The organism is Campylobacter rectus (genome assembly GCF_004803795.1).
Lineage (GTDB): Bacteria > Campylobacterota > Campylobacteria > Campylobacterales > Campylobacteraceae > Campylobacter_A > Campylobacter_A rectus.
This window is the reverse complement of sequence record NZ_CP012543.1, coordinates 1,468,722-1,491,755: the sequence shown is the minus strand read 5'-3', so window position 1 is coordinate 1,491,755 and position 23,034 is coordinate 1,468,722. Positions and strand designations below refer to the sequence as shown.

General features: G+C 43.9%; 22 protein-coding genes, 1 tRNA gene, 1 other RNA gene and 1 pseudogene. 15 read left to right on the top strand and 10 right to left on the bottom strand.

The genetic code is table 11. The features are described from left to right. The first annotated feature begins 32 nt into the window (after positions 1-32). Together CRECT_RS07095 and CRECT_RS07090 are read left to right on the top strand one after the other, a co-directional pair. Positions 33-398 carry a nitrous oxide-stimulated promoter family protein gene (locus CRECT_RS07095; protein WP_002945083.1) on the top strand — a complete coding sequence of 122 codons (366 nt, stop codon included), beginning with the start codon at positions 33-35 and terminating at the stop codon, positions 396-398. Positions 399-451: 53 nt separating this feature from the next. After that, positions 452-673, top strand: coding sequence for a hypothetical protein (locus CRECT_RS07090; protein WP_002945051.1), 222 nt, complete (start codon positions 452-454; stop codon positions 671-673). 561 nt (positions 674-1,234) lie between these two features. On the opposite strand, the gene CRECT_RS07085 is transcribed toward CRECT_RS07090, so the two are convergent. Beyond that, positions 1,235-1,308, bottom strand: a tRNA-Gln gene (locus CRECT_RS07085). A gap of 344 nt (positions 1,309-1,652) precedes the next feature. After that, positions 1,653-3,536, bottom strand: a complete 1,884-nt coding sequence (dsbD, locus tag CRECT_RS07080; protein ID WP_039888396.1) for a protein-disulfide reductase DsbD — start codon at positions 3,534-3,536, stop codon at positions 1,653-1,655. 173 nt (positions 3,537-3,709) lie between these two features. On the opposite strand from dsbD, the gene CRECT_RS07075 reads away from it, so the two are divergent. Both CRECT_RS07075 and ppk2 read left to right on the top strand, forming a co-directional pair. After that, positions 3,710-5,719 (top strand): DUF4214 domain-containing protein, encoded by a 2,010-nt coding sequence (locus CRECT_RS07075; protein ID WP_002945013.1) that lies wholly within the window; start codon positions 3,710-3,712, stop codon positions 5,717-5,719. A gap of 8 nt (positions 5,720-5,727) precedes the next feature. Further along, complete coding sequence (gene ppk2, locus CRECT_RS07070; RefSeq protein ID WP_002945054.1) at positions 5,728-6,537, top strand: polyphosphate kinase 2; 810 nt, start codon at positions 5,728-5,730, stop codon at positions 6,535-6,537. 527 nt (positions 6,538-7,064) lie between these two features. Here ppk2 and CRECT_RS07065 read toward each other — a convergent pair. The 3 genes from CRECT_RS07065 to CRECT_RS07055 all read right to left on the bottom strand — a co-directional run bounded on the left by CRECT_RS07065 (position 7,065) and on the right by CRECT_RS07055 (position 10,193). Continuing rightward, on the bottom strand, positions 7,065-7,673 hold the full coding sequence (locus CRECT_RS07065; RefSeq protein ID WP_002945028.1) for a hypothetical protein: 609 nt from the start codon (positions 7,671-7,673) through the stop codon (positions 7,065-7,067). 218 nt (positions 7,674-7,891) lie between these two features. Next, positions 7,892-8,473 carry a hypothetical protein gene (locus CRECT_RS07060; RefSeq protein WP_002945061.1) on the bottom strand — a complete coding sequence of 194 codons (582 nt, stop codon included), beginning with the start codon at positions 8,471-8,473 and terminating at the stop codon, positions 7,892-7,894. 1 nt (position 8,474) lies between these two features. Next, positions 8,475-10,193 carry a hypothetical protein gene (locus CRECT_RS07055; RefSeq protein WP_157752394.1) on the bottom strand — a complete coding sequence of 573 codons (1,719 nt, stop codon included), beginning with the start codon at positions 10,191-10,193 and terminating at the stop codon, positions 8,475-8,477. Between the two features lie 751 nt (positions 10,194-10,944). On the opposite strand from CRECT_RS07055, the gene rnpB reads away from it, so the two are divergent. Beyond that, positions 10,945-11,270, top strand: an RNA gene (gene rnpB, locus CRECT_RS07050) — RNase P RNA component class A. Between the two features lie 108 nt (positions 11,271-11,378). Here rnpB and CRECT_RS07045 read toward each other — a convergent pair. From CRECT_RS07045 to CRECT_RS07025, 5 genes are all read right to left on the bottom strand, one after another. Further along, positions 11,379-11,588, bottom strand: a complete 210-nt coding sequence (locus tag CRECT_RS07045) for a hypothetical protein (RefSeq protein WP_002945042.1) — start codon at positions 11,586-11,588, stop codon at positions 11,379-11,381. 904 nt (positions 11,589-12,492) lie between these two features. Next, complete coding sequence (locus tag CRECT_RS07040; protein ID WP_002945039.1) at positions 12,493-12,726, bottom strand: hypothetical protein; 234 nt, start codon at positions 12,724-12,726, stop codon at positions 12,493-12,495. Next, positions 12,698-13,090, bottom strand: coding sequence for a flagellar export chaperone FliS (gene fliS, locus CRECT_RS07035; protein ID WP_002945067.1), 393 nt, complete (start codon positions 13,088-13,090; stop codon positions 12,698-12,700). The genes CRECT_RS07040 and fliS overlap by 29 nt, the downstream gene beginning before the upstream one ends. Positions 13,091-13,101: 11 nt before the next feature. After that, complete coding sequence (gene fliD / locus CRECT_RS07030) at positions 13,102-14,835, bottom strand: flagellar filament capping protein FliD (RefSeq protein ID WP_002945084.1); 1,734 nt, start codon at positions 14,833-14,835, stop codon at positions 13,102-13,104. A 1-nt stretch (position 14,836) separates the two neighbouring features. Beyond that, entirely contained in the window at positions 14,837-15,208 is a 372-nt protein-coding gene (locus CRECT_RS07025; protein ID WP_002945080.1) for a flagella length regulator FlaG, read from the bottom strand. A gap of 143 nt (positions 15,209-15,351) precedes the next feature. On the opposite strand from CRECT_RS07025, the gene CRECT_RS07020 reads away from it, so the two are divergent. The 10 genes and pseudogenes from CRECT_RS07020 (at position 15,352) to CRECT_RS06975 (ending at position 22,938) form a co-directional block, all read left to right on the top strand. After that, positions 15,352-15,729 carry a hypothetical protein gene (locus CRECT_RS07020; protein ID WP_002945011.1) on the top strand — a complete coding sequence of 126 codons (378 nt, stop codon included), beginning with the start codon at positions 15,352-15,354 and terminating at the stop codon, positions 15,727-15,729. After that, a complete protein-coding gene (gene rsmD, locus CRECT_RS07015; RefSeq protein ID WP_002945076.1) occupies positions 15,726-16,292 on the top strand; it encodes a 16S rRNA (guanine(966)-N(2))-methyltransferase RsmD in 567 nt (188 codons plus the stop codon). Before CRECT_RS07020 ends, rsmD begins: the two co-directional genes overlap by 4 nt. A 70-nt stretch (positions 16,293-16,362) precedes the next feature. Continuing rightward, a complete protein-coding gene (locus CRECT_RS07010; protein ID WP_002945091.1) occupies positions 16,363-17,415 on the top strand; it encodes a flagellar basal body P-ring protein FlgI in 1,053 nt (350 codons plus the stop codon). After that, the gene (locus CRECT_RS07005) at positions 17,415-17,726 is read left to right on the top strand and encodes a rod-binding protein (RefSeq protein WP_002945089.1); all 312 of its coding nucleotides are present in this window, start codon (positions 17,415-17,417) and stop codon (positions 17,724-17,726) included. Before CRECT_RS07010 ends, CRECT_RS07005 begins: the two co-directional genes overlap by 1 nt. 53 nt (positions 17,727-17,779) lie before the next feature. Beyond that, positions 17,780-17,983, top strand: coding sequence for a flagellar biosynthesis anti-sigma factor FlgM (locus CRECT_RS07000; RefSeq protein WP_002945050.1), 204 nt, complete (start codon positions 17,780-17,782; stop codon positions 17,981-17,983). 35 nt (positions 17,984-18,018) lie between these two features. Beyond that, positions 18,019-18,450 (top strand): flagellar export chaperone FlgN, encoded by a 432-nt coding sequence (gene flgN, locus CRECT_RS06995; RefSeq protein WP_002945048.1) that lies wholly within the window; start codon positions 18,019-18,021, stop codon positions 18,448-18,450. 3 nt (positions 18,451-18,453) lie between these two features. Then, the gene (gene flgK, locus CRECT_RS06990) at positions 18,454-20,307 is read left to right on the top strand and encodes a flagellar hook-associated protein FlgK (RefSeq protein ID WP_002945032.1); all 1,854 of its coding nucleotides are present in this window, start codon (positions 18,454-18,456) and stop codon (positions 20,305-20,307) included. 55 nt (positions 20,308-20,362) lie between these two features. Then, positions 20,363-21,124, top strand: coding sequence for a TIGR02757 family protein (locus CRECT_RS06985; RefSeq protein ID WP_039888401.1), 762 nt, complete (start codon positions 20,363-20,365; stop codon positions 21,122-21,124). 207 nt (positions 21,125-21,331) lie between these two features. Beyond that, positions 21,332-22,039: pseudogene (locus tag CRECT_RS06980) on the top strand (IS1595 family transposase). 350 nt (positions 22,040-22,389) lie between these two features. After that, a complete protein-coding gene (locus CRECT_RS06975) occupies positions 22,390-22,938 on the top strand; it encodes a superoxide dismutase family protein (RefSeq protein WP_002944572.1) in 549 nt (182 codons plus the stop codon). Positions 22,939-23,034 lie beyond the last annotated feature (96 nt).

Below are 23,034 nucleotides of genomic sequence, written 5' to 3'. Positions count from 1 at the left end.
AAATTTGGTAAATTTGCCCAAAGGAAAAATGTATGACGAATGAGAAATTTACCGAACAGGTCACGACTTTGGCAAAATTTTTGCAGACTTACTGCGCCGATAAGCACGCGCTAGCGCCGAAGCGCGAGATAAATTTGGAGCTAACCTATAAGGGCAAAAATTTAAATGATAGCGTCCGAACGCAGCTTTGCGCCGAGTGCGAGCAGCTGTTTTTCTACGCTCACGAGCAGCTTTTAGCCTGTTCGCACGATATCAAACCGAGCTGCCGTAAGTGCCCGCATCCGTGCTACGAAAAGCCCAGATGGACGCAGATGGCAAAGATAATGAAGTATAGCGGCGTGAAGTTCGGGCTTGTAAAACTAAAAAAGATATTTACCTTTTCAAAAACGGCGGAGTAGAGTCGGCAAGAGGCTTAAAATTCGGTATTTTTAGCTAAAATTTAAGGTCAAATTTGACATATCTCGAAAATTTGGCGAACAAACAAACTTCAAATTTAAACAATGACTTTAAAAGCTTAAATTTGGCAAACTCTAATGCGGGCAAATTTGCGAGGGATTACGACAAAGAGCCGGTAATCATCAAGGATTATAAACAAAATTTAAGCCTGTTTTCAGCCGTCTTAATCCTTGCGCTTGTTATCGTCGTTATCTTAATCTCTTTGTTTTTTCTCTGATGAGTTTAGACGGGATTTTATTTAACTCCATTATTACTATCATAGTTTTAAAGCCTATTTTAAAGAAGCGCTAAGCGTGCCTAAAACGGCTATTTCCGCTTTGAAAACGGCGCCATAAAACAGCAAATCGGAGACAAAATTGCAAAAGAAATCAAGCTTGCCCAGATTGCGGACTGAAGAAAAACGTTTGACACCACCGACGATTTGTATCAGATCGAGGCTAACAAATACATCGTTTTCATCGGCCTAGTTTTCGTGCTTTTGGCGCTTAAAAACTATTGTGATGTGATGGGCATAAATATTTTCGAGATTTTTATATTTTTTATATTTTATCGGGCTTATTTTGCAGACTATTTTTCATTTTAGATTGGGCGGGCTAAAATTCTGCACTGTTTATAATATGCTTGCTATTTTTTCCAAAAAAGACGGCGTCATAATAAATCTTTTAGTCCCGACAAACGACGATTACAAAGAGCTAAAAGGGTATTTTTTGTGCAAAAAAGGTGTTAACGCAAGCAAACAATTTAAGTTGATAAAATTTAAATGAAAACTACTAAGGAGTGGTTACCCTGAAAGGATTCGAACCTCTGTTAGCTGATCCAGAGTCAGCAGTTCTACCACTAAACTACAGGGTAACGATAGGCGAAATTATAGCGAGCGAAATTTAAATCAGCTTTAATTATCTCAAATTTGCACATAAAACCGCAAAAAATCATCAAAGCGCGATAAAATGAGCCTGCAATCGTCGCTGGCAGCACTGCAAAAATATTCGCGAGTAAAGGCGGAATTTCTTGCGGTCAAAATTTGAAAGCAAATTTAACCGCGTTAAAAACGCTTCCGAATTTGATACGATAAAATCGCCGCGTAAATTTGACCGGATTTAAATTTGCAAAATTTAAACGCCAAATTTGACCGCAGAACAAAAACTCGGCCAAATTTACTTCCAAATTTTCCTACAAGCACCGCGTTTTCGTAAATTTCACAGCCCGAATTTTTCAAGATGGGCTAAAAATTTTTCGGGCGGATAAAAGCCGATGAGTCGCGCGTTTTTTAGCTCGTCTTGCGCATCGCTACCGGCGCGAAAAAATAGGATCGCGGGCGGCCCGATGAGCCCGAACTTTTTCATTATTTGCGCATTATCGCTACTATTTTTCGTCACGTCCGCGCGTAAAAGAGTAAAATTTTCGAGTTTTTTTAGCACGGTTTCGTCTTTAAAAGTGATCTCGTCAAGTTCGTTGCAGCTAGCGCACCAAGTCGCGTAAAAATCGATCAGCACGGGTTTGGATGAGCTTTTTACCGCATTTTCCAGCTCGGCTAAATTTGACACGGTGATAAAATTAGGTTCGTTTTTGCTCAAATTTACGCCTGCACCGCCTGCGTTTTTAAAGCCTTCGAGCGGATTTAGCGCCGATTTTGCGCCCGAAAACGAGCCCACGATCAGCAAAACAGAGTAGATAAAGGCTAGTAGCGCCGTGCCTTTTAGCAGCTTTTTGCCGTCCGAGCGCTCTGCGTTTGTCGCATCAAAAGCTCCGAAAAATACGCTAGCAAACACGCCGATAACGCCGTAGAGCAGTAGCTCCGCTCTGGCGCCCATCACGCGTGCGCTAAGCCAAACCGCCATTATCAGCATGATAAAACCGAAAAGCGTCTTGATTTTATCCATCCAAGCGCCCGGTCGCGGCAAAATTTTGCCCGAGCTTGCGCCGATAAGCAGTAGCGGCACACCCATACCAAGTCCCATCGTAAATAGCGCAAGCCCGCCAAATAGCGCGTTTCCGCTCTGCGCGATATAAAGTAGCACGCCCGCAAGCGGTGCGGCGACGCAGGGGCTGGCGATAAGCGCGGATAAAAATCCCATGACGAAAACGCCGACTACGCCGCCTTTGCTTTGGGCTTTTTTGCTAAGCGCGTTTTGCAGGGCGAGCGGCATCTGAAGCTCGTAAAGTCCAAACATAGAAAGCGCAAGCGCGACGAAAACGATGCTAAAGCCGATCAGCACGGCCGGAGTTTGCAGTGCGGTTTGCACGCCCGAGCCAAAAACGCTAGCCGCTACGCCGGCGACCGCGTAGGCGCACGCCATCGCAAAAACATAGATGAGAGAGAGGAAAAATCCACTCGCGGCGCGCGGTTTTTTGCTTTTGTTATTTTTGGCGTGCGGGTTACTACCATCAAATTTGACCGAGTTTTCGTCCGCTGTGCTTAAATTTACGGCGCCGTTTCTGCCGCCGTGCGCACTACTGGCTTGCTTTGAGACGATGATCGATGAGAGGATCGGTATCATCGGAAATATGCAAGGCGTGAGCGAGAGTAGCAATCCGTAGCCGAAAAACGTGACGAGCGAGAGGAGGAAATTTGCGCTACTAAGGCTTGCGGCGATGGAGTCTTGTTCGGAAAGCGGCGCTTGAGAGCTTGCAAACTCGTCGGGCTCGGCGGCCTCTATGATTTGCGTGACGGAGTAGCCGCTAAGCCCCTTTTTGACGCTAAAATTTAGCGTTTGCGGCTGGTAGCAGATGCCGTCTTTGGCGCAGCCTTGGTATTCGAGCTTTAGGGCGAAATTTTCGTCGCCGCTAAGCTCTTTTAGCAAATTTATCGGCACAAAAAGGCTAAATTTGCCCGTATAAACCTCGCGCTCGTCCTCGATCTCGCTTTTGGGGAAGTTTAGGTGCGAGTTTAAATTTCGCTCGCCCAGGCTTGCTGCGAGGCTGTCTTTATAGACGTGGATATTTGGCGCGGGAGCAAATCTAAACTCGACGTTTTGCTCGTCTGCGTGAGCCGTTAGATTGAAGGCCTCTTTGACCGATAACGGTTCGCAAAAGGCAAAATTTATCAAAAGAAATAAGATAGCGATTGGTCTTAAAAACATAAAAATCCTTGAAAATATTTTTTTTAATTCTACAAAAAAAGTATAAAGCTAGTATAAAACTTAAGTAAATTGCGAATTTGTCACGCACTTGATCTGCTATTTTATAAAAATAAATCAAAAAATCAACCGAATTTATATATAATAATGTCGAATATAAACAAAAAGGACAAAATATGGCTTTAACGAGTAAGGATATAAACGCTCTATATATCACGCTTTTTAACAGGATCGCCGAGGGAGACGGACAGCAGTATTGGCTAAACGCGGCTAATAAAAATTCTCTGGAGATCAAAGACGTAGCCGCCGCTATGCTGGCTACGGAGCCCTCAAAGGAGTATTTTAGCGGCAAAGAGAGCAATGAGGATTTTATAAATCACATTTATACGAATTTGTTTTCAAAAGATAAGAGTAAAGACCCCGAGGGCGTGGCGTTTTGGACTAAAAGCTTAAATAACGGTAATTCCAAAGAAGTCGTAGTAAGCGAACTTTTAAAGGCTGCCGAGCACGGAAACTACGATGATGCCGACGCGATAAGGGCGCAAAATTTATACCTCAATAAACTAAAAGTCGCCGACGTGGGCGCCAAGATCATACAAAAACTGCCAGAAAAAAGCACGTTAGCGCAGAAATTAGCCGCATTTGGAAATATTTTAAAAGAGATAACCGACAAGAGCACGGCTACCGAGGTGGCGACGATTTTAAAAACGCAGGCTTTGATAAACGGCGTAAAAACCGTCGGAAACAAAGAATTTGCCAAAATCATTGCCGCTGCATTTGAGGGAGCAACGCAAGAGCAAATCGAGCGAGTGATAGAAAATCTGGAAAAAAACGGAAATTTTATGTATCGTCAGATAACGGACAAAGACGGCTTTATGAAGCTTTTTGATAGTAGCGACGTGGGCGTGAAAGCCCAGGGCGTAGATTATGTCGTTTATAAGGGTATCGACGGTAAATACTACAAAGACGAGGGCGGACAAAAGGTTGTCGCGGACATAAGCCTCGCAAAGCTTAAAATTTCAAGCGTCAAGCTACCTACGAATGAAATTTATACGTTTAAAACTCCCGTTACCAAGACCGAAGAGACGCTAAAGGCATATACCGTGCAAGGGATCTTAAAAGAGAGAAAAGAGGGCGACGTGCTCACGGTAGATAAAAGCTCGATGCTGTTTGGCGCCGATAAAAATATCTCCGAGCTGCTAACGGATATAAAAACGCTCGTAACGGCGTATTATTCGGGTAAAATTTACGAGTTTAGCCTGCCTGAAAACGTAAATTTTAGAGTCCTCGATACGCCCGCGAATTTGCAGCAAAAGGGCGTGGCTGAGGTGCTCTCTTTGCTCGCAGAGCGCGTAAAAAGCGTCGATGTAAATCAAGAAAATAGCCTGTTTGAGCTTAATATTTTGCAGTTTAAGAACCTAAAAGGCAAATTTACTAGCCCTAGCGACGAGACTCTGGCGATCGCTAAATTCGGTATGTTTAAAGATATACTCGCGCTAAAAGAGAATGTTTTATTGAAAGATAGCGTTGCAAATTTTAAAACCGCGTTAGGAAACTCAAGCGATTTAAACGCTTTAAAATCCGCAAACAGCATCGACGTTACCGATGAACAAGGCGTTTTGGAACTAACCTTGGTTCAGTATTCGCTTTTGAGAGATAAATTTATCGACGCAAACGATACCTTGCTCGTATCGGACGTGACCGGAGCCGTAGCCGCAAGTAAAGCTAAAGATATATTTACCTTATCGGCGAATGTTTCAAATTTGACGATTTCGGATTTTTCAAACGAAGATAAGATAAATTTTAAAAATTTAGGCGTCAAAGAGAAAATAAGCGCCCAAAATTTAGGCCTCGCCGCAAATGCCGGTAGAGAGATAAAAAACGGCGATATTTATAGCGTCAAAATGGACGAAAATATATCGGGCAAAGATTACGGCGGGAAAGATTTCGCAGAGCTTATCGCCGCAAACAAAACGGCTTTTAAAAATACTACTTCAAATCAAGAAGGCACGAAAGCCGTAGTAGCCGTGCAAGGCAAGGACGTAACTCAGCTTTATAAGATCGTAGCGGACGGTAACGGCACGCTAGAAAGCAGCGAGATCTCGCTGATAGGAGCGATAACCGCCGAAAAAGACGGCGCAAGCGTCGGCGCCGTGCTAAACGAGCAAAATATCTTAATAGACTAGGAAAAGATATGTCAAAAGATAAAAAAAATAGCGACGAGCTAGACTACGAACGCGAGCTTAGAAGGCTGCAAATCGAGCTTTTAAAATTTCAAAATCACGTAAAAGAGCAAGGCCTGCGCGTACTCATCATCGTCGAGGGACGCGACGCGGCGGGCAAGGGCGGCTCGATAAAGCGCCTAACCGAGCATCTAAATCCGCGCGGATGCCGTATAGTCGCACTTGAAAAGCCAAGCGACGTCGAGCGCTCGCAGTGGTACTTTCAGCGTTACGTCGCGCATTTGCCAAGCGCGGGCGAGATCGTGATCTTTGACCGCTCGTGGTACAACCGCGCGGGCGTCGAGCCGGTGATGGGCTTTTGCACGCAAGAAGAGCACAAGGAGTTTTTGCGTGAAGTGCCTAAATTTGAGGAGATGATCAAAAACTCGGGCATCATTTTCTTTAAATTTTACCTCTCGGTCTCGAAAGAGGAGCAAAAAAAGCGTTTCAAAGAGCGCCTCACCGACCCGCTCAAGCAGTTTAAGATTTCGCCCGTAGATGAAAAAAGCCAGGAGCTCTGGGATCAATACACCATCGCCAAATACTCGATGCTGCTAGCCTCAAACACGCCGTTTTGTCCGTGGACGATCATCGTTTCAGATAGCAAAAAACAGGCTCGCATCAACCTTTTTAGACACATCCTAGCAAACGTCGAATACCCGAAAAAAATAGACGCCAAAAACTTTGAGTGCGACGAAGGCGTCGTAAGGAGCGGCGAGGATGAGATACGCCAGATGGAGGCAAATCTCAAAAATGAAAAGCTATCCAAGATGAACGGATAGGGCGGTTTTGGCGTAAATTCGGCTTTTGCGATTAGAAATTCGGCGTTTTTAGAGTAGAGTGGGTTTAAATTTGTCAATTTACTTTAAGGGCGGGTGAAATTTGACTTTGAGCTCGAAGTTTTTGCCCTCTTGAGCGATACGCAATAATTTATGGGTCTTTAGTCAAATTCGCACACTTTTTATTGTTTTATTTTTTGCATTTGCGGTAGCGTTTGCGTGGTTTTGTCTTAAAGTTATGCTTACGCGAGCGTTTTTTGACTTTTAGACTTTTGAATTTACGTCAAGCGCGCTACGTTTTGCTTTAAATTTATGATTGCGGCATTGCGTTGCTTTGAGCGGTTTTGGATACTGTAAAATTCGGTAAATTTAGCTAAATTTATGCTCGGTGCCGAAGGAAATTCGCTTTAAAAATTTAGCTAAATTTGCCCGATTGAGAAAATTTAGCTCAAACCCTCAAATTTATACACGGACAGACTTGCGCCTTTTTGATATTACCAGTCAAAAAATCGGTAATTTTAGCGAGCTAATTAGCCCGCATCGTTTTCTTGGACATTCTCTTGCACTTTGATCGTCTTTATGCTACTCCAAGCAGAGAAGTAAAATATCTGCGTTATTATGAATATTAGCACTGTTACGCCAAAACCGCCCTTTATCGCATCGGTTATCCAAAATGAGTTTAAAAGCGTGTAAAACGTCGCAGATAGCGCGACAATGCAAATAATATAGCTGTATATACACCATTTAAAGAGCTTTTCGCCGGTTATCTCGGCAAGCTTAAAAAACATTGCCATCCATGTCCAGGCCAAAAATATTATAGTTAGAATCGCTATAGCGACTGCCGTGCCTAGCGGTATATTTGAGCTATCTAGAGCGGGAAGGGTTATGATGTTTGCAAAAATGACGCCGGCGATAAACAGCTTATAGCAAGTCATCAAGGATGATGATTTGGCGATATTGGCCACCTTTGAGACGGCAAAATACATAAGTATTAGCCAGATTAAGCGAAATACGATACCTCTGGCCGGCCATTCGCTAATCGGCATAAATAAACTGGCGATAAAAAATATATTTGCAAGATATGCAAAACCTTTTATATACTCTAATTTTTTATTTGAAATTTCATTCTCATTTTCCATTTGTCTCCTTTTTGCTTATTGATATATTGGGCAAAATTACTGATTATGTTGGGTTTAACAGGTTAAATTTGCACCTGAATTATAGCTTGTATTCGCCAAAATTATGCTTACCTAACGGCTTAAATTTAAATCATAACGGTTAATGTTCGTTTAAATTTAACTCTAAAACTATGGTTTAAATTTGTTAAATTTTAAAGTCAAATTTAGCCTGCACGCATTTAAATCTCCTCTATATCATCCACGCCGTACCATGCGCCAACGAGCAGAGCTTGAGCCGTCGCCGTTATCGCTGCGTCCGCGTAGTAAAGCACGGAGCCCGGGTTTGCTTTTAGAAAAAGTACCGTGAGGCTAGATGCGACAGAAACTATGAGCATGATGGAGTGAAATTTAAACAGCGGATTTTGCGTGATGCGCGATAGTCTAAAGTTTAAAATCGTCCAAAAAAACAGCGTGACGATAAGCAAAACAAGAAACAAAAGCGTAAACATAGAATCGTAAAGTATCCCAGCTAGCAGAGCCGCCGCCGCAGCGATACCTAGCGTCCAATACGCGTGAAACGGCCGTATGAGGTTGGTCTCGCACATAGGCTGGAGCTTTTTAAGCGCCTTGTAAAGATAAACGAGCGCGAGTATGCTTAGCGCCGTCCAGCTGTGCTTTTCTTGAAGTTTCGGGAAAAAATCCGCAACGTAAAGCACCAAAACCGTAAAGGACATAAAGCAAGCCGAAAGCATCCCCTCTTGCTTTGCTTTTTCGATGATTTGGGCTTTGTCTTCGGTTAAATTTTGTTCGTTTTCTCGCATCTTACGCCCCCAGATACTCTTCTATCCTAGTCCAAGCGTATAGATAAAACGCCGTCGGCAGCACGTAGAGTATCGCGATACTTAGCGCTACGGCCATTATGGAAAAGAGCGTTGTGAAATAGCCCGTAAATAGCATGATTTGCAGTGTCAAAACGACTACGAGATCGATGATAGTGAAAAATACGTAAGTTTTAAAAAGCTTATTTTGCGTGACTGAGGCGAGCTCGAAATTCAGTTTAAACCAAAGCACGATGAGATAAATAACGATAGCTAGCATAAACAGTCCCGCCAGCCCCGCACCCGCCGTGACGGGCTGATCCTCTGCGCCGCGTATCAGGATATATGCGACGGCTACCGCTACAAATACGATGCACGCTACGATCGTCCTTTTGTAGATCGCAAAAGCTCTAGTATCGTAAATTTCCTCCAACTTTTTAAGCGCAAACCACATATAAATAGCCGATATTAGCGAAAATGCGACATTTATCAGATCGCCTGCGAGGCTAATAAACCGCTCCTCCGCCTCGGTGTGCGGCTGCGTAAACGCCGTATAAACCTTGATCAAAAAGCCCACGGCAAAAATCGCCAGCAAAAACCAGCACGATATGATGCCTTGCTTTTTGGCCGCTTGCAGCGTCTCTTGCTTGTAAATATCCTCTTGCATATTTCTCCTTTTGGCTAAATTTTCTTCGTTTATTTCGCTTTTCGGGGCATCAAATTTGAGCTCGGCAACCCGCTCGTTTGCGCTTTGCTCGTCTAAATTTCGTCTATTTAGGTTTTGCTCGTTTGCGCTTCGGCTTAAATTCGAATTTAAGCTGCCGATAACGGTTTCGCTTAGATTTTGCAGTGTTGTATCGTTTGTGTTTATGTCTTGCTCGTTTAAAATTTGATCGTTCGCATAATTATTAGGGCTCGAATTTTGCCGGCTTTCGGCTCGTTCGCTTATGTCTTGAGCATCCGAATTTTGCCGCATCGACACGGTTTCATTTATGCCGAGCTCATCAAATTTGCGATCGTTTGCACTTTGATTATCGGCGTTTTGGCTGTTTAAATTTCGCAAGCCCGCATTTTGCCCGTTTAAAATTTGCATACTTAAATTTTGCTTATCCGCGCTCCGTTTGGTTAAATTTATCTCTATTTCGTCTTGCTCGTTTGAGAAATTTTCCACATTGATCCACGCCGCAAACAAGACGCCCGAGGTCGCTAGATCAAAGAGCGCGTTTATGAGAGGCTCAAATTTGACGATAGGAGCGATGAGGGCGGGCGAGAGGACCTCTAGCATGCCGTAGATGAAGTTTGCGCCCAGGCTAGCGGCAAGCATCCACGCGTAAATGCTAAAAAGCGCGCAGCCCGAGACCTTTGCGAGTTTGAGATTTATGATGACCCACGCGATAGAGACGGCAAATACGGCAAGCGGGATGATGACGTCAAAGATGAGACTGAGGAAATTTTTATCAAAAACATAGAGCGCGATAGTGCAGAGGATCACCGCTAAAAAGCCGTTGTAGGCGTATTTAAAGATAGTAAAGACGTTTGAGCTTGACAGCTCCTGCGCACGGATGAGCGCATAGTGGAAAAACGTCAGCGCAAACAGCCACGCTAGCGTGCGAACGATCCAAAACAGGCTCTGATCGCTAGCTAAAAAACTCGCGCTCGCACACAGGATGCAAACTGCGCCGAGGATGCCTTGCGTTCTTGCTTTATTGAAATTTCTATCCATCTTTGCTCCTTTTTGCCACTTTATTTCGGCTGTCGCGGGCCTTTTGATCGCATAGCTTGCCGCTTTTGGCGGCACTCTGTTTAATTTTATAAAATTTAATCCTTGCAAATTTATGTCAAATTTAACTACCGATAAAAGAAAAAAATATACATTAATTTGTTTTAAACGGCTATTAAATTTGAGCATCGCGGGGAAATTTATTTTGTTTCGGATTTGCGTAGCTTGTTTTTAGTTTGGGATAACATAAATTTAAAAGAAACGGATCTTTAAATTTACGGTTAAATTTGATTTTACGGCAATTCGGTTTCAAATTTAGCAAAAAAGAGATAATGAAAACGAGATAGCGCCTGCCAAGCTCATAATAAAATATCCGTATGCCGTATAGAACAATGATAAAAAACTATGTTTGATAGGATGATGGGTATGGGGTTTGACTACGGCGGTATCTTAAAAGATGAATACGAATTCTATCGCTCTTGGCTAATCTAGGCTCTTGCAAGCGCTTTGGGGTCGGAGCCCGGCGACTTGTTTTGGCTATGTAATAAAAACGAGACCACTTTAATAAAACGCAATCAAAAAAGATGGTACTAAAAGTTACTCGGAGTTTTGGCTGAGTATAAAATTTGACGCAAAAGCTGCAAAAATTTAAGGGCATCGGCTTTTGCAAAGCGGCCAAATTTTGAAGATCGCATCAAACGTGGCAAGCGCTTTAAAAGCTATCCTTAAACCCGAAAAAGCTATAATCGCGCCCAAGGTATGGCAAGTGATTGCTTTTGCGCAGGCAAAAGAGGAAAGTCCGAGCTGCAATAAGACGGAGTTCCATCTAACGGATGGCTGGGGCGACCCAAGGGACAGTGTAACAGAAAGCAGACTGCCGCTTCGGCGGTAAAGGTGAAACGGCGGGGTAAGAGCCCACCGGCGCGGCGTGCAAGCGCGGCGGCTATATAAACCCAACTCGCAGCAAGAAGGGACGGTTTTGAGTCTTATGTCAAACCCTTCGCTAGAGCCAAATTGTAAAATTTGGAGTAGATAAATAATCACTCACGACAGAACTCGGCTTATCGCCATGCCTTTTTCTATTGTTTTACGAGCTTTGCTTATTTTCTCATATTTTTTGCTTCGCGCGGTCTGTTTTGCGCTTGTGCTTTTTGGCGGCTTGCGAAATTTCATCAAATTTATTTAGATTTAGCTAGCCTGGGCGTCAAATTTGTTTTTAAATTTGTGGTTTTTGGCATCGCGCTTTGCGTTAATGCGCGGGTTTGGTCGCGATAAACCGCTACGTTTATGACGCATTTTTGCGGGGCTTGAGCTAAATTTGTAAATTTTTAATTTTCTATGGCTTAAATTTGGCTGAGGTTTTGCGACGAGCGAGTGAGCGGCGGCTAAATTTATCAAACTTAAACTCGCTCATTGCCGAATTTTATCTGCCTGTCCATAAAATTTATATGGTTTTAAATCTCAAAATTTATCGGCATTATCATTAATGCGGTCGCCGACAAAAATCGGCTGAAGCAACCGCGCGGGCAGAGTTTTCGCTAAACGCCGTTTGGTATTTAAATTTGGCTCAATTAAACTTAATCGGATTCTCTCTTATCATCTTTAGTAAAATATGATAGAAAGTTTTTGTATCTTTACTGTTATTATATCTAAACTCTACTTCGCTACGCTCGTAGCCTTTCAGGAGGCAGTAGCAACGCAAGTCGCAGTTAAAAATTCGATTAAGTTTAATTGAGCCATAAATTTTTCGCAAAAATAGACCGATATTTAAATTTACGTCATAGCGAGCGATATGAGCCGCGATCGCCGATAGTTTTAAACCGACAAATATTCCAAATTTCTAAAATTCGCAGACGCCGGACGCTGGTAGCTTGGTTAAATTTAGCCCGCCCTTAGCCGTTTGGCTCGTCTATGTTTTAAATTTTTCAAATAGCTAGGCAACCTTAACCGGCCCGCGACGTCTAAATCAACTTTGTTCAAATTTGACGCGCAAGATAGCTTGCGTCGTGATCGTAAAAAGCAACCTTGCTGTCATCTAGATAAATAAGCCAAAGATCGCATGCCCGTATCCGCAAAGATATAAAAACTTGCGCAGTATCTTGCTCTCGCTTTTAAAACCAAGCTCGCCTCATCGTTAGATTTGAGCTCGCGCACCTTTGGCGCTCTAAAATCATACGCGATTTACGTGCCGAAGCTGTTTTTAAAGCATCCTTTGCGTCGTTTTTCGTCGGATTTTGTCTTTGCGGGAAAATTTAGAAGAGAAATTTGAGATAAAAAGCGCCGTAAATTCGGTCAAATTTACTTACGACGCTATGTATTTTTTTACGTTTTTTAGCTTTTCTAGCTCTTTGCCCAGTTCGGCTCTGTTTTTCTGTATCAAATTTAGCGCTGCGCCGAGGAGCTCCTTAGCCTGCAAGGCATCCTCTAGGCTGTCAAATTTGCCGGGCACCTCGCCCGCCAGCGCCGCGATAGCCTCCGTGTCATCATTAGCGACGGCTATCTTAAACTCATCCAGCCACATCGGCTTGCCCCGCATTTGTCGTCTCTTTCCACGCTTCAAGCAGCTGTTTGGTTACGCTCACGACCTCGTTTAGGCTCTGCTCGTCGTTGTTTAGATTTGCTATTGACAGGAGCTGGATCTGTCTCGTATAAAGCCCGCTAAGATAGTGCGCGATGCTACCTTGGTTGTAGTCTAACGAGTTTAGAAGCTCGACAAAGATGGCGTTCGTGCGGTTTATAAAATATACTTTTTTCTCCACGTCGTTATCTTGCATCGCTTTTCTAGCTCTAAAAATAAATCTCAAAACGCCCTCGTAAAGCATCTCGATGAGCTTGGTAGGCGACTCGATGCCGCCTACCGCGTTTTGCGAATACGCCGTGTGCGCAGTGTTATAATGCATAAATTTACCTTTTATTTCTTGTTGTATTCTGCTTCGATCATCGATTTTAGCGACGAAAATTCGCTATTTAGCTTACTGATGATCTTGTCGTAAGCCAAAAATCGCTCTTCCATCGTGGCGTATTTCGCATCTAACGTCTTTTGCGTCTTTTCTTTTTCTTTGTCCAGTGTCTTTTTTTCCTCGGTTAGGCTTTGGGCGTATTTTGTAAGAGAGCCGTTTTTTGAGTTGATCAGCCCGTCCACCGCCTTTTTAGTCGATGCAAAGATACCGTTGACGGTCGTGTTTTTCGGCGTTACGGTCGATTCGCTAAAGCCTACCGCATTTAGCGCCGCAGCCGAGCCTTTTATGTTTATCGCCGTGCCGTTTGTGGTTTTTAGCATGATGCCGTCTTCGTTTGCGGTTAGCGTCGCTTGCACGCCGGGTATCCCGGCGTCGTTTATGGCTTTTAGTAGCGCTAGAGCGTTTTGCTTTGACGAATTTGACGCCGGAGTAGCGGCTAAATTTATCTTTTTACCGTTTATCACGAGATCCTCGCCGCCGATGCTAAGAGCTCCGCCGTCTACCGGTTTTGAGCTAAGAACCTGAGCCGTACCGTAAGTAGTGCCGCCGGCAAATATCTTTTGCACGCTCTGCAAATCCTCATCTAGTTTTTTGCCGAGTTTTGAGCTGTCTAGCTCCAGCAAGCCTTCTTTGTTTAGGCTTAGGCCGTAGTCGGCTAAATTTGCTGTCTTTGTTACGTTATCTTTCGTATAGGTTTGGTTGCCGAATAAAATTTTATTTAGCGTCGATTTTATCGTATTTATCTCGCCGACACCTTGAAACGTCCCCGATTTTTTCGTATCCGAATCATAGTCTGTGGCGACTTTTAGGTTATTTACGAGGTTGTTATACGCCGTCACCATACTTTTCATACTCTCTTTTATCGCGCTAGTGTCCTCTTTGACACTAAAAGTCGTCTTGCCCGTATCCTTTAGCTTTATCGTCATTCCTAAATTTAGATCTTTTATCTCGTTGCCGCTTCGCTTTATCGTGATGCCGTTATAGACAAATTCAGCATCTTGCGCGGTCGAGATTTTATTGTTTGCGATATTTGCGCTGTCCCAGCCTAATTTTTGCAGAACATCGTCCGCGCCGTTTAGAGCGTTGCCGTCATTGTCGACGTTTGTTATCTCGATTTTATTATCCGCGCCCGTTTCTTTTGACTGAAGGATGAGCTGATATGGATCTTCGCCGCCTACCTTCATCGCTCTTGCCGAGACGGCGCCGTTTGTGACTTCGTTGATCTTATCGGCTAGCTCTTCGAGCGTAGTTGAGCTTTTGACTTCGATTTTATATGTTTGGTTTCCTACTTTTATGCCAAAAGTTCCGTTTTTGCCGATAAACGAGCTTGAGGTGCCAAATTTCGTGCTTTGATAAACGTCTTTTTTGGCTAGCTGCTTCACGTCTATATCGATATTTTGTACCGCTACGCCGGGGCTTACGCTTATATCGGCGCTCTTGCCGTCCGAGCTGGTTGTTCTTTTTTGATACGAGCTATCGTCCGCTAGCGCAGAAACCGAGGAACGAAAGGTGCCTATCAGCGTTTTTAGAGCCGTCAAATCCTTTTGCTTTGTCGCGTTTGCAGCGATTTTATTTGTTACGGGTTTTATCTGACCCGCTTCGTCGGCGGCTTTTAGTTTATTTATAACGTCTTGCGTTAAGACTTGGCTGCCAAAGCCGAGCGAAGAAACTTTACCTAACGCCATTTTAGCTCTCCTTGTCAAATAGCATACCGACCGCTTCTCTAAAATATTCGCTTAGTTTCATTGCCTGTTCGGTCGGGATTTTGCGGATCACTTCGCCCGTTTTCATCTCTAATACGTTTACGAACATCGCCTCGATCTTGTCGTTGTAACCAAATCGTATGCTGGTGCCTAGGTCTTCCATCTGTCTATTTAGCTTTTCGGTGGCTTCTTTTATTTTTTCATTTAGCGTTTCGTTGTTTTGCTCGGTTAGATTGCGCGTGGTATCTTGCTGGATCTGCGTCCTTTCGACCTCCCTGGTTTGCGTGGAGCTTTGTGCGTGCGAGCTTGTGGCTACGTTTGCCATAGGCTGACTCGCTACTTTGAAAATTTCCATATTTTCTCCTTTAAATATTTGCTAGCTTCTATATCGTCAAATTTGCAAATTTTTTTAGCCCTGTTGGGGAAATTTTTGCTTAATTTTAATTTTCGCATAAATTTGTTAAAATCCGGCCTAAATCAAGGCAGAAAGGAGAATTCGTGAAAATTTCTTTTGAATGCGACTGCGTTTTGCTCGAAGAGTCGTTAAAGCTATTTTTGAGGGATTTTATCTCGCCTAGAAAAGATTGCGATTTTATCGTGGCTGATAGAAAAATAGAAACTAAAAAGCCCGTTTTCGTGATCGCCGAGCACTCGCCTCATCTGCAAATCCCTTTTAGCAAAGAGGCTCTTATCTCCGCGCTTGAGGAGTTTTACTCGGCGATTCAGTTTTCAGAACCTGCCGCGCCTTCTCATACGAGCGCGTTTGCATTTGCCGCAGCTGTGCAGCAAAACGGCTCAAATTTGGAGCTTGAGGTTTCAAATTTGATAGATAAATTTAAAGAAGAGCTGCTCGCACTTTTAAGGAAAGCTCGTTGAAAAATCTCTACGCTACGATTTCAAGCGGTAAATTTAAAGGTAAAAAGCTGCTTTTGCCCTCGCTTCAAACCACAAGAAGCACCAAAAGCATCGTCAAAGGCTCGTTTTTTGATTCGTTTCGCTACGAGCTAGCGGGTAAAGTTTTTATCGAGGCTTTCGGCGGTAGCGCGCTGATGGCCGCAGAGGCGCTAAGTAACGGCGCGACAAAGGCCTACGCGGTAGAAATCGATAAAAACGCCTACAAAATCGCGCTACAAAACGCTAAACTTATCGGCGACGAACTGGAAATCGTAAGCGGCGATACCTTTGATACTACTCCGGCCATCGTCGCGAGACAAAATTTACCCGTTATTTTGTATCTTGATCCGCCTTTTGATATCAGGGACGGCTTTGCGGACGTTTATGAAAAGTGCGTAAATTTGGCGCGAAATTTACCCAAAGATAAAATTTATCTAATCGCTTTCGAGCATGCCAGTCACTTAAATTTGCCGGAAAATATCGGCGCCTTTTCGCTTTTAAAATCTAAAAAATTCGGAAACACCTCGCTTAGCTACTATTCTTAAAAATTTTTGCGTCAAATTTGGAATGCTAATTGCTTTTTTAGTCCTTGAAAATACAAATTTAAGGACGAAAATGAAACTAGCGGCATGCTTGCTGAGCCTTGCCATATCGGCTTTTGCGGCGCAGATAAAGGACATCGCAAACGTCGTTGGCGTAAGGGAAAATCAGCTGATCGGATACGGTCTCGTCGTCGGTTTAAACGGCTCTGGCGACGGCAGTAGTTCGGAGTTTACGATCCAGTCTCTTTCAAATATGCTTCAAAGCGTGAACGTAAAAATCAAGCCCGACGACATCAAATCAAAAAACACCGCCGCGGTAATGGTCATCGCAAAACTGCCGCCGTTTGCGAGGCAAGGCGATAAGCTTGACGTCGTGATATCTTCTATCGGCGATGCAAAGAGCCTTCAGGGCGGAACGCTTTTGATGACTCCGCTTAAGGGCGTGGACGGCGACATTTACGCTCTAGCGCAAGGATCGCTAACCATAGGCGGTAAAAGCGCGGCTAGAGGCAATAGTGGCAATCACGTAACCGCGGGCACGATCCCAAGCGGCGCGATCGTGGAGCGCGAGATCGCATACGATATCTACAATCAAGAAGAGATATTTTTAAGCCTAAAAGAGTCGAATTTCGACACCGCTTCAAACATCCAAAAAGCGGTAAATTTAGACGTAGGTGGCGATAGCGCGGTAGCCGTGGACTCGCGGACGATCAGGATCGCTAAGCCAAACGGCGCAAATATGGTCGATTTTGTGGCTAGAGTGTTAAATTTAGACGTGGATTATAAAGCGCTGGATAAGATCGTAATCGACGAGCGCACCGGCACGATAGTAAGCGGCATAAATATCACCGTCGATCCCGTCGTCATCACGCACGGCGATATCACGATAAAGATAGAGCCGGGCTCCTACGAAAACATAGCGGCAAATCAGCAAACCATCGACTTGCGAGACGGGGCCGCGATCGATCCGCTAGCTAATATGCTAAAAATCAGCGGCGAAAAAACGACGGCGGCCAGCGTCGCAAGGGCGCTAAGCAAGATGGGCGCGACGCCTAGCGACATCATAGCGATAATGGAAAATCTAAAACGCGTGGGCGCCATACACGTAAATTTGGAGATAATATAATGTTAAACGTAGATACTTCGGCGGCTTTAAACTCCTATAACAAATTTGCCACGAGCTCTATCGAGAACAGGTGCGCGGATAAGCTTCAGAGCGAGCAAGACGCGCTTTTAAAAGAACAAACCGACGCTTTTGAGGCGTTTTTAGTTAAAAGCGTGCTAGATATCGCGCTAAAGGATGAAAATCCGCTATTTGGCAAAGACGCGGGAGACGAGATATATCACTCGATGTATAACGATACGATGAGCAAGGCTCTGAGCGGAAATTTGGGCTTTAGCGAACTTTTATTCAATTATTTGAAAGAAAGGGCTTAAGAAAAATCAAAATTTGCCGATTTAGCTTCTAACAAATCTAAAAAGGCTTGAAAATGATAGGAACTCTCGGAGCTAAAATGGGCATGAGCCCGCAGCAAATCACTCGCTCAAACGACGTAAAAAAGAGCGAAAATATGGAAAAAACACAAGGCAAAGAAGAAAGCAAGGTCGCAAAGATAGCCGAGCAGATCGCGAACGGGACGTATAAGCTAGATATGTCCAAGACTGCAAAAGCCGTTGCCGATACGCTTTTATAAGATTTTTTGTCCTTGCGTAAAAAGAAAGGACAAAAATGCTTAAAAGATATTTGGATGAGGCGATGGGCGTGCTAGACGAGCTTATCGCTCAAACTACGGAAGATATAGAGAATATAAAACTAGCCGATCACAGCAAGGTCGATGATAGCGTCAGACGCAAAAACGAGCTGGTTAAAAAATTCGAATCTGTAAAATCGCTACTGGATAAAGAGCTTTTGCGAGTCTCAAAGGAAAACGGCGGGGCAAATTTAAGCTCTATCCTTGACGATGAGGTAAAATCATCTCTCGCTCTTATGCGCTCAAAGCTTGAAGAGCTCTACTTAAAAAACAAAGAATACGCAAAATACGTCGTCGGAGTGAAAGAATTTTTCGATAGCTTATTAAAAAATATGTTTAAAGGCGAGCAAGACGGCGGCTACGACAAAAACGGCCTAAGGCCGGAGAGTTTATTTAAAACGAGGGTTTAAAAAATGGCTAATATCTTTTCATCTTTGCATATCGGTATGACCGGTCTTGACGCGGCGCAGACGCAGATCACTACGACCGGGCACAATATAACAAATGCCGACAACGAGCACTACACCAGGCAGCGCGTCGTGCAGTCTGCCAGAGAGGCCTTTCACGATATTCCGGGCGACATAGGTACGGGCACTCAGGTAGATACGGTCGTGCGCGTGCATGACGAATTTACTTTCGCCAGGCTTCGCACTTCAAATATAAATTTAGAATCTACCGAATACAAAAAGAAAATTTTAGAGGAAATTTCACAGCGTTTTCCCGACCTCAAAAGCGTGGGCATAGGTAGGGATTTGCAAAATTATTTCAATGCGTGGAACAACTTAGCCTCAAACCCGACCGAGGGCTCGCAGAAGATAAATTTGTTAAATACCGCATCAACTTTGGCTAAAAGCATAAATAAAGCTCACGATATGCTGACGAAAATTCAAAAAGATGTTGATTCGCAGATAGAAGTTACCGTAAATGAGATAAATAAATACGCCAAGCAAATCGCACAGATAAACAAAGAGATCGTTCGCGTCGAGTCCGTTGGAAATACAAGGGCCAACGATCTACGCGATAAACGCGATCAGCTCGAGCTTGCGATGTCAAAGCTGGTAGGGATGAGCGTATTTAAGGGCGAGCTGCAAGGCAGCAACGTCGATCCTACCGTGACCGATATGGGCACCAAACATCAGATAAATATCTCGGGATTTAATATCGTAGACGGCGTGACCTACCACCCGCTAAAGATAGATAAAATGAACGGCAATAGCGATTTTAAGGGTGTTTATTTCGAGAGAGACGACGGCAAAAAAGTCGATCTAAACGGACGAATCTCGGGCGGTAAATTGGGTGCCGCTTTGGATCTGCGCGGACGCAAGATGGATGATAGCGGCGAATTTCAAGACGGAACGATACAAAAATATATCGACAATCTAAACACCTTCGCCAAAGGCATCATAAATGAAACCAATAATATCTACGCAAAATCAGCCGTAGAAAACGCCGTAACCGACGAGATAAAAGGCCTGAGCGACTCCAGGACGCTGATGAATTTTAATAACGACATCAAGCACGGCAGCTTTGACGTCGTGGTCTATAACAACCAAGGCCAAGAGGTCGCTCGCAAAACGATCAACATAAACGCCTCGACCTCGATAAACGACAACACTCGCGGCAACTCCATCGTGCGCGACTTTAACTCCGATACCGACGACAACGGCGATAACAACTCGCTAAACGACGTGGATGATTATTTCCAGGCGAATTACCAATACGACGCGGCGACGGGCAGGGGTACTTTTGGCGTCATACCGAAAAAAAATGCGGGCGAATACAGCGTAGCTTTCGTCGATAAAGGCACGAATTTTCCGGGTATCATCGGGCTAAATAGAGTTTTTGAGGGTGGCGAAGCGAAAGATATGAGTGTCAAAAGCGAGCTAATGGAAAATCCGCATAAGCTAAAGGCCTACTCAAACCCGACTCCCGGCAATAACGAAGTCGCAAACGATATGGTGCAGATGCAGTATAAAAAAATCATATTTTACTCCGACAAGCACGCGGATAAAGAGGAGAGCGTCGAGGGATACTACCGCTATATCACGACCGATCTAGCCAGCGAGACACAGTCAAATAACGACCTAAACGACGCAAACGCCGCTATCCACAAGGTAGCGATGTCGGAGCATCAATCCGTTAGCGGGGTAAATTTAAACGAAGAGCTAACAAATCTCATACGCTTTCAAAGCAGCTACGGCGCGGCGGCCAAGATCATCACGACCGTAGAAAAGATGCTTGATACCTTGCTTATGCTAAAACAATAAATTTAAATTTCTTTTAGCCTTTCTGGTTTAAAATTTGAACCAAAAAAGGCTAAAAATGAATATAAAAACTCTCCTAGATCAAAACGTAATCTCCAAAAATACGCAGGCGGATCTGTTTTCCGCCGCCGATCCGTTGCAAGTAGCGAGCAAATTTAAAACGCCTGAGATCTCCCTTGTTTGCGCGCTTTTTGCCTACGGCAACGCAAAGCTCATCGTAAATTTTCTAAATTCGCTCGATTTTTCGCTACTAGATAAAAGCGAGGAGCAAATCGCCTCAAATTTGACGCGACACAAATACCGCTTTCAAAGCTGCGAGGACGTGAGGCAGATTTTTATCACCGTTTCGCGCCTGAAAAAGCACGGCGATATCGAAAGCGCGGTGAGATCGGGCTTTGAGAAAAGCGGCTCGATGATAGACGGTATAAACGAGCTTATTAAATTTATATATTCGCTTAACTCCTATCGCTCGGAAGGGTATGAGTTTTTCTTCGGCAAACCCTACGAAAAAGCGCCGCAAAGCCCGTATAAACGCTATAATATGTTCCTTCGCTGGATGGTGCGAGATAGCGATATCGACCTTGGGCTCTTTAAAAGCCTGCCAAAAAGCAAGCTCCTGATGCCTCTTGACGTGCACACACACCGAGTGTCGCTAAATTTGGGCTTAATCTCTCGCAAAAGTTATGATTTTAAGGCCGTGCGCGAGCTAACGGACAAGCTTTGCGAATTTGACCCCGCCGATCCGATCAAATACGACTTCGCGCTCTACCGCATCGGCCAAAGCGGCGAACTGACCGAGATTTTAAATAAAATAAAATGAATTTTGCGCTTTTGGGTCATCAAGTGCGGTTGAATTTGACGGTATAAGCGGGGAATTGTGCAAATTCGCTCGCGGACGTTTTTTGGGCGAAACGGCGATAAAATTTTAGGCTCTCTTTAACTTAAGCTCATACAAAGGGGCAGTAAGTTACGATGAGAACTATGTTCTTGAAAAGTAACGAGCGTAGCGAAGTTAAAAAACAAATATATAGTCCGTTCCCGAATTTCAGAGAAGAAATTTAGAGAAATTCTCAAGTACTTTACAGAAGACATAGAAGCATCAAAGATATCGAATTTAACTAAAATTTCAGAAGTAACGCTATGTAAAATATTTAGAGAAATAAGAATTCTAATGTCTAAAGAGTGTGAAAAGATAAGTAAATTTAGCGGTGAGATTTCCAGCTCGCAAGCTCGCCTAGAAGCTTCGCTTTGAGATTGATGAAAGCTACTTCGGAGCTAAGAGAGTAAGGGGGAAAAGAGGTAGAGTGCAGCAAATAAAACACCGGTATTCGGTATGCTTAAAAGAGACGGCAAAGTTTATACTCAAATAGTTAAAAACTGCTCTGCTAATGAGCTATTGCCGATACTGAAGGAATTTAGCGAGCTTGATAGTTCTACTATCTATTCTGATTGTTGGAAAGCTTATGATGGTTTAGTTGATTACGGAGTCAAAGCACACTACAGAGTAAAACACTCCAAAAATGAATTCGCTAATGGGAAAAACCATATAAATGGCATTGAGAATTTCTAGGGATACGCTAAACATAGACTAGCTAAATTTAAAGGCATTAAGAAAGGGAATTTCTTACTTCATCTTAAAGAGTGTGAATTTAGATATAATACTAAAACTACACAGGAAAACTTATATCAGAAACTGTTAAAATTGATAAGAGAGAATCCGCTTAAGTTTAATTGAGCCAAATTTTATATGGAAAATTTTACGCTCAAGCGAAATTCGACGAACGGAAAATTTGACGAGATCGGCTATTTTGCGCGTGAGAAACGATTAAATTTGGCAAATGAAGCGGGGTAAAATCGGCAAACGGATGTTGGGCGGGAGGCGGCCAAATTTAACGAAATTTTGCGCCGAATTTGAGATTAAATTTAACAGCGAGCGCGGGTTTTGCTAAATTTTGAAAGCGCGACTTCTAAAACGAGCTTAAATTTTAAATGCCGTTGTAGGTCAAATTTAAATGAAAATTTAAAAGCTAGAATTAATCAAATTTAGGCTATAGTTACGCCACAATTACATTTTAAGGAGAAAAAATGAAAAAAATCGTTTTGGCCGGTGCGGCCATAGGCTGCCTACTCGCTACCGGCGCGCTTGCGCACGAGGAGCAAAACTTCGACCCGAAAGCGGGCAAACACCTAGTGATCCCTATGGAGCAACTAAGCGAAAAAGGCAATATGTCCGTAGGCGAGGTCGTAGCGATCGAAACTAGCTACGGCGTGGCGTTTTTCCCAAATCTCAAAGGTCTTGAGGGCGGCGTACATGGATTTCACGTGCATCAAAACGCGGACTGTGGCGCGACTGAGAAGGGTCTAGGTATGAAAGCGGGCGGCCACTGGGATCCGACCGATACGAAAAAACACTCTTTTGCATGGGACGACAACGGTCATAAGGGCGATCTGCCGGCGCTTTTCGTCGATAAAGACGGCAACGCGGCCTATCCTGTGCTTGCTCCAAAAATCAAGAAGATTGACGAGCTAAAAGGCCACTCGCTAATGGTTCACGTCGGCGGCGATAATCACAGCGACCATCCGAAACCTCTTGGCGGCGGCGGCGCTAGAATGGTCTGCGGCGTTATAAAATAATTCCGAATTTGCCGACTTTGCCGCGCTTGGCGGTCGGCAATTTTTTTATTTATATTCAGTTTCTCGCTTGGTCGAATTTGACGGCATAAAGTCTCA